The organism is Bowmanella pacifica (genome assembly GCF_014645355.1).
In the GTDB taxonomy this organism is placed as follows: Bacteria; Pseudomonadota; Gammaproteobacteria; order Enterobacterales; family Alteromonadaceae; genus Bowmanella; species Bowmanella pacifica.
Map to the genome: position 1 here is coordinate 199,378 of NZ_BMLS01000003.1, position 16,101 is coordinate 215,478.

10 protein-coding genes are annotated in these 16,101 nt (G+C 50.2%); 5 read left to right on the forward strand and 5 right to left on the reverse strand.

From position 1 onward, the window contains the following. Nucleotides 1-114: 114 nt before the first annotated feature. Entirely contained in the window at nt 115-1,974 is a 1,860-nt protein-coding gene (sppA, locus tag IEX02_RS10930; protein ID WP_188694671.1) for a signal peptide peptidase SppA, read from the forward strand. 235 nt (nt 1,975-2,209) lie between these two features. Here sppA and IEX02_RS10935 read toward each other — a convergent pair whose 3' ends face one another. From IEX02_RS10935 to IEX02_RS10945, 3 genes are all read right to left on the reverse strand, one after another. Beyond that, complete coding sequence (locus tag IEX02_RS10935) at nt 2,210-4,798, reverse strand: M14 family zinc carboxypeptidase (RefSeq protein ID WP_188694674.1); 2,589 nt, start codon at nt 4,796-4,798, stop codon at nt 2,210-2,212. Nucleotides 4,799-4,821: 23 nt separating this feature from the next. Continuing rightward, nucleotides 4,822-6,399: an N-acyl-D-amino-acid deacylase family protein gene (locus IEX02_RS10940; protein ID WP_188694677.1), complete on the reverse strand. Its 1,578-nt coding sequence runs from the start codon at nt 6,397-6,399 to the stop codon at nt 4,822-4,824. Nucleotides 6,400-6,461: 62 nt separating this feature from the next. Then, complete coding sequence (locus IEX02_RS10945) at nt 6,462-9,485, reverse strand: TonB-dependent receptor domain-containing protein (protein WP_188694679.1); 3,024 nt, start codon at nt 9,483-9,485, stop codon at nt 6,462-6,464. 362 nt (nt 9,486-9,847) lie between these two features. On the opposite strand from IEX02_RS10945, the gene IEX02_RS10950 reads away from it, so the two are divergent. The 3 genes from IEX02_RS10950 (at nt 9,848) to IEX02_RS10960 (ending at nt 12,554) form a co-directional block, all read left to right on the forward strand. After that, nucleotides 9,848-10,729, forward strand: a complete 882-nt coding sequence (locus IEX02_RS10950; protein ID WP_188694682.1) for a LysR family transcriptional regulator — start codon at nt 9,848-9,850, stop codon at nt 10,727-10,729. Nucleotides 10,730-10,822: 93 nt separating this feature from the next. Next, the gene (locus IEX02_RS10955; protein ID WP_188694685.1) at nt 10,823-12,211 is read left to right on the forward strand and encodes a DEAD/DEAH box helicase; all 1,389 of its coding nucleotides are present in this window, start codon (nt 10,823-10,825) and stop codon (nt 12,209-12,211) included. 37 nt (nt 12,212-12,248) lie between these two features. Then, nucleotides 12,249-12,554: a hypothetical protein gene (locus IEX02_RS10960; RefSeq protein ID WP_188694689.1), complete on the forward strand. Its 306-nt coding sequence runs from the start codon at nt 12,249-12,251 to the stop codon at nt 12,552-12,554. A 42-nt stretch (nt 12,555-12,596) separates the two neighbouring features. Here IEX02_RS10960 and IEX02_RS10965 read toward each other — a convergent pair whose 3' ends face one another. Continuing rightward, nucleotides 12,597-14,021, reverse strand: a complete 1,425-nt coding sequence (locus tag IEX02_RS10965; RefSeq protein WP_188694691.1) for a YfcC family protein — start codon at nt 14,019-14,021, stop codon at nt 12,597-12,599. Nucleotides 14,022-14,136: 115 nt separating this feature from the next. Here IEX02_RS10965 and IEX02_RS10970 point away from each other — a divergent pair, with 115 nt between their 5' ends. After that, nucleotides 14,137-14,988, forward strand: coding sequence for a transporter substrate-binding domain-containing protein (locus IEX02_RS10970; protein WP_188694696.1), 852 nt, complete (start codon nt 14,137-14,139; stop codon nt 14,986-14,988). A 5-nt stretch (nt 14,989-14,993) separates the two neighbouring features. Here IEX02_RS10970 and IEX02_RS10975 read toward each other — a convergent pair whose 3' ends face one another. Next, a complete protein-coding gene (locus tag IEX02_RS10975; protein ID WP_188694699.1) occupies nt 14,994-16,010 on the reverse strand; it encodes a 2-dehydropantoate 2-reductase in 1,017 nt (338 codons plus the stop codon). Between the last annotated feature and the right edge of the window lie 91 nt (nt 16,011-16,101).

The following is a 16,101-nucleotide window of genomic DNA, read 5'->3' on the forward strand; positions in this document are numbered from 1 at the left end:
CATCTTTGCGACAGCATAAATTCGTAAGCGGTCATAAAAAATTACATTTGCAGTTTCTCGTTACGCCCGACATTGGATAGGATAGACCTATCACAAATGTAATATGCAGTAGTTATGGCAACTCAAAAAGGTCTGTTCCGCACCCTCGCAGGAGGGCTGTGGTCTGTATTGAACTTCTCGCGCAAGCTGTTTTTCAATCTGTTGTTCCTGTTTATCGTAATAGCGCTGATCATCGCTATCGCGTCAGAGGATGGAAAGGTCGTTGTGCCCAAGGATTCGGCATTGGTATTAAACCTGAATGGCAAACTGGTGATTGAGAAAACCGCCGTTGATCCCTTCGCTAAGTTTATGCAGGAAGCCTTCGAAGAAAAAGAAGAGAACCCCGAAGTCTTATTGCGTGATGTTCTGTTCGCCATCGACAATGCCAAGCATGATCGTCGCATTAAAGCCCTGGTACTGGATCTGCATGGCTTGCAGCAAGGTGGCCTGGATAAGCTGCAGCAAGTGGGCGATGCACTGGACAGTTTTAAAGAAAGCGAAAAGCCCATATACGCCATCGGCGATTATTTTAGTCAGGATCAGTATTATCTGGCGGCCCACGCCGACCATTTATATATGAACCCCATGGGCTGGATGATTCTGGATGGCTATGGTCGTTATCGTTTGTACTTCAAATCCATGCTGGAAAAGCTGAAAGCCACAACCCATGTATTTCGGGTAGGTACCTTCAAGTCGGCCATTGAACCCTTTATTCGCGACGATATGTCCGATGCGGCCAAGCAGGCTAATCAAGCCTGGTTGGATGCCTTGTGGGGTCAGTATAAGGCCGATGTTGCTGCCGCCAGGGGAATGGATATCAGTAACTTTGACGAGAAGCTGGATAGCTTCCTGGCCAAGTTCTCTAAAGTGGGCGGTGATTTTGCCCAGTATGCAGTAGACAATAACTGGGTTGACGGCTTGCGTAACCGCGAAGAAATTCGCTCTGAACTGACCGCCCTGGTTGGTGAAGATAAATCCGCTCGTGGTTACAAGCACATCAACTTTAAGCAGTATCTACAGGTGATTAACGGCCCTTATTTGCCTGTCCATAAAGATACCGATCATGTGGGGATTGTTGTGGCCAGCGGTACTATTTTAAATGGTACACAAAAGGCCGGCACTATTGGCGGAGACAGCACGGCAGCATTGCTGCGCAAAGCCCGCCTGGATGATAGTGTGAAAGCCGTTGTGCTCTATGTTGACTCGCCGGGAGGCAGCGCCTTTGCCTCAGAGGTGATTCGCCAGGAAGTTGAAAACATCAAAGCCGCCGGTAAACCCTTGGTGGTGTCTATGAGCACTTACGCGGCATCCGGCGGTTACTGGATATCAGCCGGTGCCGATGAAATCTGGGCTGCCCCTAGTACCATCACGGGCTCCATCGGTATCTTCGGTATGTTTATGACCTATGAAAATAGCCTGGATTACCTGGGTATTCATGCCGATGGTGTGGGTACAACAGAATTTGCAGGGATGAGCCCAGTCAGAGCGCTGGATCCTCGCATTGGTGAAGTTATTCAGCGCAACATAGAGCATGGCTACGAGCAATTTATTGACTTGGTTGCCACCGAGCGAGATATGGAAAAAGCACAGGTCGACAGTATCGCTCAGGGACGTGTGTGGATAGGTCAAACAGCACTGGAGCTGGGATTGGTGGATAAGCTAGGTTACTTAGATGATGCTATTAGTGCCGCCGCCGAATTCGCTGGGCTTGAGCAATACGATACCAAGTATGTGCAGCGTGATTTAAGCCCGAAAGAACAGTTCTGGAATGAATTCTTTGGTGTTGCCTCCTTGTGGTTTGGTGAAGCCCTGAAGAGCCAAAGTGACGGCGAGTTAATGGGGCTGGTTAAACAGCTGGTTGCCGAATTTGATGTATTTGCCAAATTCAATGACCCCCGCGGTGCTTATGCATTCTGCCTGCCCTGCGAACTCTGATACGCTCAACTAAGTTTAAAGGCACCCAACTGGGTGCCTTTATTTTTGCCAGCACAAAAGTCCCTCCTCTCCTGCCACAAATTCAATCGTGTAAACCACGAGCTTACTTATGTAGACATCTTCGATGTTGAATCACATCCAGGCCTGGATGTTTAGGCTAGCAACGCCTGTAGTGGATAGGTCAATGATACAGCAGAAAAAAAGCCCCGATGAAACCGGGGCTTTTAACTTGATACTAAGCGCGTGGCTTATTGAAGGCTTTAGAGAAGAACAGGCTGTTCATAAAGAGCTTTTCTGTACCATAGAAGTAAGCACGGAAATTGGGATTGTCGGTGAATAAAATAACCGACCCTTTGCCCTTGCGCTCAGCGACCAGCATGGCCTTACCGGCCAGTTGTTGCTGGTTTTCTGGCGATGCAAAGCCACTAAGCAAGGGCTTATCAGCAATTTTCACCACGGTAGCAAACGGATTTTTCGGCGGCTCAAAAGCCAACAAGCTGTTGCGCTGGCTGGCGATTTCGCGGCGCTGGTAACCAAAACCCAACGGATGGGTATTGTCCAGATCACCTGCCATAATCGCACCACCAATGATGTCTTGTGCTTCGGCATTCTCTTTGTTGGCGTAATCGATACGAGGCGCACTGGCCAGCTTACCCTTATTGAACTTAACTGGGCTCAAGTCAAGTAATTTTTGTCCTGCCCACTTGGCACCGTCACGGATACCCACCACTGTGCCACCGTCTTTGACCCAGGTATCGATTTTCTGCACGGTTTTATCGGCCAGATCACTGTAGCTTCCCCCCACCATTACCAGGTGGCTGTAATCCTGCAAACGTACCCAGGACAGCTTGTCTTTATGCAGCAACACCACGGGCATTTGCATACGCTTGTCCAGTAAGTGCCAGACTTCCCCCGCATCGTACTGAGAAATACCTTCACCAATAACCAGCAGCACCTTAGGCTGATCCAGTTCCAGCATCAGGTTACTGCCCAGATCCATGCCAACGCTGGCCGTGAACGCGGTACCAACGGCATAAACCGGCACACCGTCCTCTTGGGCTATCTGACTCATCAGACTATGCAGCTCGTCCGGCTTTGCACCGCCCTGCCAGCCCACTGACATCATAATACTGCCACGACCCAGAGTAACTTTGCCTTTATCCGAATCGGTAGTGAACGGCTCTGTGGTTACTCGCGGACGGAAACCTGCATCAAGTAAACGGTACAAGGCACGCGGTGCATAATAGTGACTCCAGTCAAACACATAAGCCACATCAGCTTTTGCTGGTGCAGGTTGACGTGGGAAAGCCGGTAACACCGTATCACCTGTCTTGAAAGACCGGCTGGTCACTGCAGCATAATCCACCCCAAAGGCCAATGGCATAGTCCAGCCTGACACATCGTAGAAGGTGTTATTTTCAAAACGGGTGATACGCTCAAACATGCCTTTGATCATCCGGTACGTGGGCTGATCAGTTTCCACTACAAAGGCATTGCTGGCAGAAAACACCTTACCCTCAACTTTGATATCACGGGCAAGACGCTTCACCTCAATGTGGTTGCGGTGTAAGAGTTCCAGGAAATGGAAAGCACGCGCATCATCACCAGGTACAGAGAATACATAGGCCTTGGTTTTATCATCTTCAGCCAGTGACTTGGTTGCATCAGCAAACTTACGCTGGAAACTGAGCAAAGATTCACGCTTCGCCGCCGCGCTGTCGAGCAGAGATATACCAACCCGATATTGGGTACGGATGTTATCTCTGAACGATAGCAAACCACGAGGGGTATTCAGTTCACCTGAAGTACTGGATTGTTCAAACAGAATACCTAAGCTGCCATACATATGCGGGTAGGTTGCACCCTTACCTATATAAAAGTTGTCATAAGATTCTTCATTGAAATACAGGCGGGCTTCGCTATCCATGAAATCGCGCGGCCCTTGCACCACATCACTGAGTAGCGCCATGGCGTCTTTTCCAATCAAAGGAAAGACCCGGTCCGGCGCACCAGGGTGGAAATAGTATGACTTGTGCGAATGCATTTCGTGGAAGTCAGCTACCATATTTGGCCGCCACTGATGGAACTTGGCTACCCAACCCACCGGCTCAGGATGTTGCTGTAACATCCACTGACGGTTCAAATCAAACCAATAGTGGTTAGTGCGACCTGATGGCCAGGGCTCACCGTGCTGCGCACTCACCCCATCGGTCATCGGAACTTCTGAACCAAAGGTCCAGTTCCAGCCTGACTCACGTGTATTTCCGTCCGGGTTGAAGCTGGCGGTCAGCAAGATCACACTGTCTTTTAAAATGCGGTCGATTTGCTCACCGGTCGCAGCAGCCAAATGGTAAGCCGTCGGCATAGCCGCATCGGTTGAACTGACTTCACTACCGTGTACCCCGTAGTTAACCCAGCTCACTACCGGCATGTCCTGACCGATGGCCTTCTTATTACCCGGCTTTTGCAAAGCCAAGTGGGCAGCGCGGATGTCTTCCAGGCGAGCCAGATTCTCGGGACTACTGATAGTCAGGGTGACAATAGGACGATTCTCATGACTGCGAGCGATGACTTCGTACTGGATGCGGTCCGATTTTTCTGCCAGCAGCTTAAGGTAGCTCACCATTAAATCATTGCGCGCTACCCGTTTACCCAATGGGTGTCCCAAAAAAGCTTCAGGCGTAGGAATAGTCGGATTAAATCCAACATCCTGCGGATAAAAGGTCTGTGCATCCCGAACATCTGCCTGCACTGACAGACTAAATACCGAGCCTGCCAATATCAATCCCACTTTTAGGGTACGGGGAAGGGTTCTAATCAACATCTGTATGTAGCTCAACTTCTATATTATGGTTTTTTACGTAGGGCCTGGCCGGCAAGCTCACCGGTCAGTTTTCCTTCCTCTATGGCGGCAACGCCATTAACAAACAGCCATTGCACACCTTCACTCAACGCTTCTGGATGCATGTAATCAGCACGCGGTGCATACTGCTTTGCATCGAACAAGACTAAATCGGCAGCATAACCAGCTTGTAGTTTTCCGCGGTCTGCCAAGCCAAAAATCTCGGCAGTTTTACCGCTGCTACGCTGAATATATTCACCTAGGGTTAACAGCGGTTTTTCCTGTACATAAGCCTGATACTTTTTAGGGAAAGAGGCATACTTACGTGGATGGCCGGGACTACCGTCAGAGGATGTCACCACCCAATCCTGCTGCATAAAGGCTTCAATATCCTGCTCAGACATATTAAAGCTGGCCACCCTGGCATTACCGGCCAAAATGATCTGCAATGCGGCTTCAATAGGATCAACGCCCCTTTCTGTTGCGACTTGTGCTAGCGTCTTGCCACGCAACTCACCGGCAGTAGGATCGCTGATCAATAAGGACTCCGCACCGCCACGGCGACGCAGATTGTCTTGCATTTCTACCTTGATACCGGGCAACTGCGCAGGGTCCTTCAATCTGGCGTGATATTCTTCTGTGGTACCAGCCAGCGCCCAACGTGGCATCAACGCTCCGGCAACACTGGTTCCGGAGGCTTTCCAGGGATATTGATCGGCCGTAACCTGTAAGCCTTTGGCATGGGCATCCTCTACCATCTTAATGATGGTTTGACTCTCTCCCCAAACATCCACACCCAGTGCTTTGAGGTGCGCAAGGTGAACAGGAATATCCGCGTCGCGAGCAATATCCAGCACTTCCTGTACCGCCGCAACCAGACCAATATGGTAGCTACTTTCGTCGCGAATGTGGCTGTCGTACACCCCACCAAATTGGGCGGCCACCTTAGACAAAGCCACAACTTCAGCCGTGTCAGCATAATTACCAGGAACATAGTACAGCCCGGTTGATAAGCCTAACGCGCCCTCGTGCATGGCCTTTTCAACCAAGGCCTTCATTTGTTCAAGCTCATCGACACTGGCTTTTCGATTCTCCCGGCCCATGACTTCAGTACGCACCGCGCCATGCCCCACATACAAGGCTACATTGCTGCCAATACCTTGCTTTTCATACAAATCGAAGGTTGCACCTACCTCAACATTGCCCCCGCCGTCATTGCCACAAAATACCGTGGTGACGCCCTGAGTCAGGTAATTGGCATTCAGGTTGGGCTTACCTTGATTAAAGTCATTACAGGCATGGGTATGAGGGTCAATAAAGCCAGGTGCCACTACCAGATTAGCGGCATCGATGCGCTTGGTCACACGTAAATTCGCAGGTGCTTCCGGCAATACATCTAGTATCTTACCATCTTTAACCAGCACGACACCTGCCATTGGCTTTTGGCCTTCTCCGGTGTAGATATGCTGACTGGAAATAAGGTAGTCAGCGCTAAGCTCGGCATTTCCTGAACACCCTGCTAACAAACCGGCCGCCAACAGTGCCGAACTTAAGGCACTTAAAGGTGAGAACACATTGCCCATAGGTATACTCCTGAAAAAATAAAGGGCGATAACTCGCCCTTTTTTATGATAAATGACTCAACTTAGAAGAAGTTGGTCTGTAAAGATACATAGAAGTACCGGCCTTCGGCACTATGCAGGCTGGCATCATAACCGTAGGTTTCGTCAGCCAGAGGTGGCTCACGGTCAAACAGGTTACGTACCCCAACACGCAGACGCATGCCGTCCATCGCGCCTTCGTCAAAGCTATACTGGCCGTACAGGCTGACAGTGTTCCAGGAAGACACATGCCAGAACTCGCCGGTTTCATCATTCACTGCACTGGTGTCGTAAAAATCACCTACATACTTAGCGAATAAACCTGCTCCCCAGTTACCATTGCGCCAGCTTATGGTACCGGATGCCTGCCACTCAGGGCGGCCGTCCATCTGAATCATGTCACCCACATCATCCAGGCTAATACCCAGAGCAGCCAGCTTGGCAGACTCTTCATCAACGCTTTGATACGACTCAAGAAGCTTGGCACCGTTCAGTTTGAAGTCAAAGTCGCCGAAAGCCGTACGGTTCAGCTTGTAGTAAATCCCCAGATCCAAACCTTCGGTAGTGCGTGAGTCCAGGTTTTCAAACAAGCCATAGATATCCATCATATCGCCAACCGCTTCCAAGCCAGAGCCTGCGAAAAAGGCGATATCATCTGCGGTAGGCGCTGAACGAATCACGTTCGGGTTGCTTGAACCGTTCATACGATACAGGTAATCCAGGTCGGCAATATTCTGATAAGAACGAATACCTACCAAGTCTTCCTGTTCAATACGCCAGAAGTCGGCGGTCAGAGTTAGGTTCTCAACAAAGGCCGGGGTATACACCATACCCAAACCATAGTTGTAATCCTTCTCTGGTTTCAGATCCGGGTTACCAAAACGAATGTTTTCACTACTGTCACTACCACTACAGGCACTTAGGCTTTCGATCTCACCCTTGTTGATTTGCGCCTGACAACGGTAGTAGTCAATGGGGTAATTCACTCTGGCTGTACGTGCAGTATGCAACTGCTCTAAGTTTGGTGCACGGAAACCTTCAGCATAAGAGGCACGAATCTGTACGCTCTGTGCAGGATACCAAGACAACACCGCCTTGGGCTTGAATACGCTACCTACATCGTTATAACGCTCGTAACGGCCTGCAATCTGGAAGTCCAGTTTTTCAACCAGCGGAATGTCCATTTCAGGGCTGACCAACGGACCGGCCAATTCTACAAAGGCAGAAAATACATTACGAGAACCATCGGCATCGGGCTGACCACTTGAGCCCATAACGTCGGTTTCATAGACAGTGCCCGTTACCGCATCGGTATAGACAGTGGTGCCGTCCAAACGGTCGTCATAATCATTTTCAAAGCTCTCGTAGCGCCACTCTGTACCGAAAGCAACCCCAACATTACCGGCGGGCAGGCTGAACAGGCTGGGGTTAGATAATTTGTAATCAACCAACGCCAGCTCAGTTTCACCCACACGGCTTATGTTAACCAAAAATGGATCTATGCTTGCCTGGCTGTTACAGGTTGCACCACAGAATGGGTTATAAGCACTTTCGTCAGTGCGGTTTACCGCCTGCTGGAATTTGGTCAGGCTGGTACGGTTGTAAGTGGTATCGTCGGTCTTAGCCGCAGAATACAGTACCGCGCTATCCCAATCCCAATTACCAAAGTTACCACGGGCACCGGCTAAGCTTCTGTATGTTTTGTTAACAACATTAATTTTACGCACACCAGCGTCAACTACACGATAAGCGTCAATTTTGACATCCAAGCCTTCGGCAGGAATATCAAATCCACTAACACGGTTCACACCAGAACCCAGCGGGTTCCAGTAAGCATCTTTAGAAATCGTAACCGGCGCGGACGTCAGCGTCGCAGTCTCAGCGCGCTGGGAATTAGACTCAGCCCAATAGTAGCTCAGCTCACCATACAGCTCAGTGCCACTGTCCATTTCATGGTTGATAAACAAGAACGCGTTCGCCCGCTCCGTCTCAGGAATCATAGTGCGGCTCTGGTTGGTATCAAAGCGCTGGTCTGAACTGATGGAACCACTATCGATACAGAGTCCATTGGCCAGAACACATTCTTGATTACTGTCCGAGCCATCAACAGGTTCAATATGGAAACGACCGGCACCAGTAGTTAATCCACTTACGCCCTGGCTGGCATCAAAACGGCCCCAAGGTGTTGTGGTGGAAGTATTTCTAAACTGAGTGTCTCCCTCCCATGAAGTTCCCTCGAGATAAGAGCGTCTGTCAGCGGAAGCGGCATAAGGCAACTCAGATGCCATCACGTCACTGGCTTTGTAGTAGTTCATGGACAAGGTCAGGTTAGTGGCCTGATCATTCACATACCAACCACCCAGCATATTCATATTAAGCTTGGAACGGCTGGTGTTCTCCGCCTCTCCGTACTGCACATCAAAACGGTAGCCGTCGAAGTCGCTGCGCATTTCACTGTTTACTACACCGGCAACGGCGTCAGAGCCGTAAATTGCCGCAGCACCGTCATGCAGGACTTCCACACGACGAATGCCCATAACAGGAATGGCATTCATATTCACCGTGGTCACAGGTACGGAGTTTTCCGTTTGTGAGCCGGGGTGCTGAACCAAACGGCGGCCGTTTAGCAACACTAGGGTGTTACCGGTACCGATGCTGCGCAGGTTAATAGAGGCTACGTCACCACGAGACGCATATACGCCGCTGACTACATCGTTACCATTGAAATTTACGTTGCCATTGGAAGGAATAGCTGCAAACAAATCCGCACCTGAGGTAGCGGCAATAGCATCAATATCTTTCTGATCCATCAGTGAAACAGGCAATGCGCCGGTTACGTTCAAGCCCTTGATGCTTGAACCAACCACGACCACCTTTTCTAAATCCTGCTCCTGCTCCTTTTGCAGCTTAGCAGCAGTACTCTCCGTGTTCTGCACTTGAGCGCCGGCAACTTCGGTGCGTTCAACACCAGTAGTTTGCTGGGCGATTGCCGCGCTGCTCCCAAGCGCGGTAAGAATACACAGAGCCAATGGGCTCAGATTACACTTGTTGCTGTTGGATGTTTTCATGACTATCCCCATTTGAGTTTGGCCGCCAAAGACGGACCTTATTGTTGTGGTGCCTACACAATCCTGAATAAGTTGTCCAAGCGCAATTAAAAGTAAATTTGCATCTCATAACCTGGAGTTATGCTATTTTCGCGCGGTGCCGGACTATGCCATAGCGCAGGCAGGCCGGCCACTTGACGCGGCAAATTGCCGACTTATCAGGTTAAATGCCGGACAATATCATGCCAATTACAGGTAATATGCACCAATCCCATAACCCTGGTTTATGGGCCAAGTCAGATTCGTCACAATATGTCGCTCGAAGTTGGTGGTAGCCTGCCACCTCTTTAGGTGACCGGGTTTTCTTTGCGAGGGTATAAAGCATGCGGCTACGACATATAGAAGTATTTCACTCGGTATACACCACCGGCTCCATAACAGGCGCCGCCAAGCTACTATTTGTCTCACAGCCCTCTGTCAGTAAGGTGCTGGCACATGCCGAGATGCAATTGGGTTTCCAGCTATTTCATCGTAATAAAGGTCAGTTAATTCCTACCCCGGAAGCCGATATGTTGTTTACCGAGGTAGACAAAACCTATCGTCAGTTACGTTCAATTCGCAAGATGTCAGAAAACATCAAACGTAATGACTTTGGACAAATCAACCTGGCTTTCACCCCTGCCCTGGGGTTTGATGTGGTGCCCAAGGCGCTGGCAAAGTTTCGCCAGGAGCATCCTAATATTCGTTTCGATCTGGAAACCACGCATAATGACCAGGCTTTGCAGGCCCTGACAGAACATCGCTGTGATTTGGCCCTGCTTTATTCCTCTCCGCCTATGCCTGGCGTCACTAAAATTGAATGCGGCGAAGGGGAAATTGTGATCTTGTACCCCAAAGCGCAATTTCCAGACGAACCTAAAGTGCTGAGCCCCGAACAGCTTGGCAAAACTGAGCTTATCGGCATCTGGGACAGTGGTCCATTGGGTGAACTGGCCTATGACAGACTCACTAACGACGGTGTGCAGGTAGAAAGTAATCTGCAGGTCACCTCTTATTATGTTGCCGCCCGTATGGTGGCGCAAGGGCTGGGTTGCTGCACCATAGATAAGTTTACCGCGCTGGGAAATCTGTCGGACAAGGTAGGCATTGCCTCTTTTGCTCCCCCTTTAACCTTTAAGATTAACGGCTTGTATCTGGATAACCGGCCACTGTCCAAGGTCAGTGAAGCCTTCCTTAAATACCTGAAAACGGAAATTTCTCAATAATACCTGCACGGCCGACAAGCTCTGTCGGCCTTTTCTGGCTCAACGCAGTCTAACAACGTATACTGGCGGCAAATTTGTCACCGGATCACTTCATTGCTTTTTTCCGACCTGCCACTTGATCACAGATTACAACACGTCCTGCAATTAAAAGGCTTTAATCAGGCCACAGATATTCAGGCGCAGGCCGTGCCTCATGCCTTGTTGGGTAAGGATTTGATTGTATCCTCAAAGACCGGCTCAGGAAAAACCTTGGCCTATCTGGTTCCGGCCATTCAGCGAGTGTTGAGAACCAAGCCTCTGTCGAAAAAAGATCCTCGCGTTCTGATCCTCGCGCCAACCCGCGAATTGGCTAAGCAGGTGTTTTTGCAACTGCGCGCCCTGCTAGACGGCCCCAGCGCCAATGTGGCGTTGATTTTAGGCGGCGAAAACTTCAACGATCAGGTTAAGGCACTAAAGCGAAGCCCGCAGTTTATCGTCGGTACTGCTGGCCGGGTGGCCGATCATCTAACGGATAAGTCGCTGTTTCTCAATGGCCTTGAGTTACTGATTCTGGATGAAGCTGACCGTATGCTGGACCTCGGTTTTGCTCCACAGCTAAAACATATTCATGCTAAGGCCGATCACCGTAAACGTCAGACTATGATGTTCTCCGCCACTTTGGATAACGCTGAATTACATTATCTGACCCAAACCCTGCTTAAGGCGCCACAGCGCATTAGTCTGGGCAGTGCCGGTGAGCAACATGCGGATATAGAACAGCGCTTTATTCTGGCTGATCATATTGAGCATAAAGAAGCTTTGCTAAAGGCGTTGTTGGAAAAGCAAGATTATCGCCAAGCCATTTTATTTACCGCCACCCGTGCCGATACCGACAGGCTGGCAAAGCTGTTGCAGGACTGGAATCTGACCAGCATCGCCTTGTCCGGTGACCTAAGCCAATCACAGCGCAGCAATATTATGAATGAGTTTGCTCGCGGTCATCACCAGATACTGGTGACCACTGATGTGGCATCCCGAGGCCTGGATTTACTCAAAGTATCGCTGGTGGTGAACTTTGACTTACCCAAAATGGCCGAAGAATACGTACACCGTATCGGGCGGACAGGTCGTGCCGGCAATAAAGGTCATGCGGTGTCACTGGTAGGTCCGAAAGACTGGCAAAGCTTTGTGGCGATAAAGAGCTTGCTGGAACAAAGCATTGAGTTTGAAGTCATTGAAGGCCTGGAAGGTAAATTCAAGGGCCTTAAACCTGCACGCCAGCTAGGTAAGTCCGCCAAGTCCAAAACAGCACAGGGTGACGGAAATGTTTGGCAACAAGCCAAGCCTAAGGTCAAACGGGTGAACACCATGTCTGGTGTTGAAATTGGTGACAAGGTGCTGGTACGCAAAAAAGCCCGCCGACCTGCTGATGAAGAACTGGATGTCGAGCAGGACGAAATTATGCATGAGCCCCCCTTTACCGAAGGTGACTCCCAAGCCTAAACCCTGGCCGCTATTTTGTTGATTACAAGGATGTGAGATGAATCAGAATAAACTGGCAGACTTAAGCACCGATGAACTTATGGATATGTTTGTGCGGGTGGATGATAGCCGCTACCCTGAGCGGGCATGGGCTATTTACGCAGAGCTAAAAGAGCGCGGGGCCCTGTCTGCTGCTGCATTGAACGCCCGCTATGGTGAAGGCCCCCTTAACTGGTGGTCTTTGCTGTGGCGGGTACCGCTAGGGATATTGTTGTTTCCCTTTGGCGATAGGCCCCAGCGTGGCGCACTGGAGGCAAAAACTAAGGTCGCCAGGTTGGCCGCCATAACGCCCAAGCATGATTGACAGAGTAAAACCAAAAATGGCGCCTGCTGGCGCCATTTTTCTTTATCCTTGTTGGCTCTGCTGAGCAATTTGCGGCTGAACATCTTCACCATATCCAAAGGTCACCGCCAGCATCAGTACCACAGCCGCCGCCAGCATCAATTTCATCAGCAGCGGCAAGCAGAACCTGAACCAGAGATGATATGGCACCCCTGCCATACCAATAATGCCCATCAACACCGCATTGGTAGGAATGATCATATTGGAGAACCCGTCACCAAACTGATAGGCCAACACTGCCACCTGGCGAGTCACCCCAATCAGATCCCCAACGGGTGCCATAAGCGGCATGGTTACATAAGCCTGGCCACTACCGGAGGGAATAAACAGGTTAAGGATGGTCTGGATGATCAACATGCCTACTGCCGCAAGTTCAGCGCCAAGGTAAGACAAGGGCAGCGACATACCATACACCAGAGAATGCAGAACTTGTCCGTCTTCAAGAATCAAGGCGATGCCGCGTGCCACGCCGATAAGCATGGCCGTGCTGGCAAGATCTTTCACTCCGTCAATAAAGCGGTTGGCGGCCACATCGGCCCCTATTTGACCAACCAGCGTAGTATAGATGCCCCAAGCAATAAATACCCCGCCCAGCTCATACAAATACCAGCCTTTGGTGGCAATACCCCACACCGCGGTGACCAAAGACGCCACAAATCCAAGCAGAATCAGTTGATGACGCCCATTTAACTTAGGATAGCCTCCTTGCACCGTACCACTGAGTGGACAGGTTAGATCGCGGGTCAGTGAAGCATCGGGGTCGGCCAGTACCTTCTTGCCATACGACCACACGTGATGAAAACCTATTAGAACAAAGGGCACAAAAATCGCCAGACGCCATTCCAGTCCCGAATAAACAGGTACGCCGGCAATCTGTTGGGCAATCAATACGGTAAAGGGATTAAAAGCCGAGACACCATAGCCAATACCATAGCCAGCCACAATCATGCCAACGGCGGTCATGGCATCCAGACGCATGGCTTTACATAAAGCCACCAGAATCAGGACAAAGGGAATGTACTCCCCCGCCGTACCAATGGCACCCGATGCCAAAGCAAAACAAAATACCACCATAAAAATCAGCAAATTGGGCTTATGACCAAAGCGTTCCAATAAACGCCCTATCAAAGCATCAATAGTACCGGTCGCCCGCGCGATGGATAACACGCCCCCCACAATAAAAACGAAGAAAATCACGTCCTGTGCTGCCGCCAACGCACGCGGAATGGCAGTTAAAAAATCCCAGGGAGTAAGATAATTACGGCTGTCGCTAAGAGTATAGGTGCCGGGTATCACCATCTCCCTGCCATTATCGGCCACTGCCGTATCGAAAAAGCCCTGTGGCACTATCCAGGTAGCGAGGAAAGCCACCAGCATCATGCCGAGCAGCAAAACTAAGGTGTGGGGAACTTTGAATCCTTGTGTCATCTGTTGTTATGTGCTTTTGTTATAAAGACGGCGAGTCTACGCAAACTCACCGTTAACGGCAATTCTAAGGGCGGTAAATTGCTTATCAGGCTGTCAGGACCTCAGGGAAGAACACTTGCTTATGCGCTTTTGCTACTTTTTATTGATGTTGGCCCTCTTTGCACCCGGCCCCAAAGCATCCGCCGAACAATCTTTGACTTACCCCCGTCCCGCCAGGCAAGACAGCACGATTATTGACTACCCACAAGCACTGCTCAAGGGGGCATTGAGTGCGGCAGGCCTACCTTATAAGTTACAGGCATCATCTGAAAGTCTGGTGCAAAGTCGCGCATTAAAGCAACTGGAAGACGATCAAGGAATAGATGTCGTCTGGACCATGACAAGTATTGAGCGCGAGAAAAATCTGCTTCCGGTGCGCATTCCCATCTACAAAGGACTTTATGGCTGGCGTCTGCTATTGATCAAGCCGCAGTCGCAAAGCCTACTTGAGGAGGTTAGTGATCTGAGCGGGTTAGCCAGACTCCCCTTGCTACAAGGACGAGGCTGGCCCGATACTCATGTACTGCTCGCTAATGGTTTACGGGTTTATGGTACACCGCATATCGAAGGGCTATTTGATATGTTACAGCATGACAGAGGGGTTGCCTTTCCCCGCTCGGTATTAGAAATCTGGCGCGAGCAAGACTACTACCAACATGACTTGGTGGTTGAAAAGCACCTAGTACTGTATTACCCCACCGCGATGTATTTTTTCTTTAGAAAGTCCGATCAAAAACTCGCTACCGGCGTCACCTCTGGTTTATTGCGTATGCAGGAAAGTGGCGAGTTTGACCGCCTGTTTACTTTGTATCATCAGCACGCCGTGGATAAAGCTGGCCTCGCTCAACGTAAAGTACTCTCTCTGTGGAATCCACTGTTGCCTCAAGCAACCCCGCTTGAACAAGAACGATTTTGGTATCGTCCCTAACAGACCTATGACTTCAGCCCGGTGTATTCCAGCAACTGTTCAGCCGACAAGCCCATCTTGAGCTTACCCTGCTCCACCTGATGAATCAGGGTGACAATAACCTGATTCACTCTGCAATTAAGCCCTAAACTCAGTGCCTGTTCGATAACCGCACCATTGAGATAGGCTATCTCGGTATCCTTGCCCTGTTGCAGATCCCACCACATGGAGGTGCGTACACCAGGGTCGATAGCCAGCATCGCGGCGGCCACACGGGTAAATAGCCAATCGGGTAAGCGTAATACAAAGGGTAGCCATCCCGCCGGCAATCGAGTCAACTTAGGTAAGGTAATCTGATGGCTTTGACAGACACCTAACAATTCATCCATTAACGCGGCTAACACCAGTCGGTAGCCGCGTTGCTCTAGCATGGCTTTTACCGGTATGTCGGCCAGCGCATTGACTGCATTACTTAAGTTCAACTGTAACTTAGCCCATTGCAATGCCTGCATCTGCGCAGCACTTTGGGTTGGCATCAAGTCACAATCCAGGCTTGATACCAACCAATCATTGCCTAGACCGGTTTTGGCCGCTTCCAGTGTCAGCGCTCCTTCTGACCCCCGATGCAGACACCCGGGTGAAGACTCCACCACATTAAAAGGCACTATCACGCTATATACCTGATGATTGGGATAAATAGCACGAACCAGAGACTCACTGCCTACCCCGTTCTGGCAACAATAGATCTGTGTCTGGGGGCCAACAAAAGGCTGCGCATCCAAGGCCGCCTGAGCCAGTTGCGTACATTTTACCGTCAGCCATAAGATGTCACATGGTTGGGCATGCTCTGGCCAGTTACTACCATATATCACAGGATACAAGGGGCCAGCCTGATGACCTTGATAATCGCTGAGCCTGATTCCGTTACTCCAGCGCTGCCGGGCTGCCTCCCTGACCACCAAACTGACATTCTGCTCTCGATAAGCCAGTATCGCCCCCAGGTAACCGCCAATTAGTCCGGCACCAAACACCACATGCTGCATTATTGTTACTCATTTTTGTTATTGTCTGAATCATAGAGACAACCCGAATAGATGAGCAAGTCTCAGAGGCACAGATGGACAAATTTAAACC

Bases quoted from the DNA above. Each gene is read 5' to 3' on its own strand.
- IEX02_RS10965 (WP_188694691.1), bottom strand. From the start codon at position 14,021: ATGACACAAGGATTCAAAGTTCCCCACACCTTAGTTTTGCTGCTCGGC.
- IEX02_RS10975 (WP_188694699.1), bottom strand. From the start codon at position 16,010: ATGCAGCATGTGGTGTTTGGTGCCGGACTAATTGGCGGTTACCTGGGG.
- IEX02_RS10940 (WP_188694677.1), bottom strand. From the start codon at position 6,399: ATGGGCAATGTGTTCTCACCTTTAAGTGCCTTAAGTTCGGCACTGTTG.
- IEX02_RS10950 (WP_188694682.1), top strand. From the start codon at position 9,848: ATGCGGCTACGACATATAGAAGTATTTCACTCGGTATACACCACCGGC.
- IEX02_RS10960 (WP_188694689.1), top strand. From the start codon at position 12,249: ATGAATCAGAATAAACTGGCAGACTTAAGCACCGATGAACTTATGGAT.
- sppA (WP_188694671.1), top strand. From the start codon at position 115: ATGGCAACTCAAAAAGGTCTGTTCCGCACCCTCGCAGGAGGGCTGTGG.
- IEX02_RS10945 (WP_188694679.1), bottom strand. From the start codon at position 9,485: ATGAAAACATCCAACAGCAACAAGTGTAATCTGAGCCCATTGGCTCTG.
- IEX02_RS10935 (WP_188694674.1), bottom strand. From the start codon at position 4,798: ATGTTGATTAGAACCCTTCCCCGTACCCTAAAAGTGGGATTGATATTG.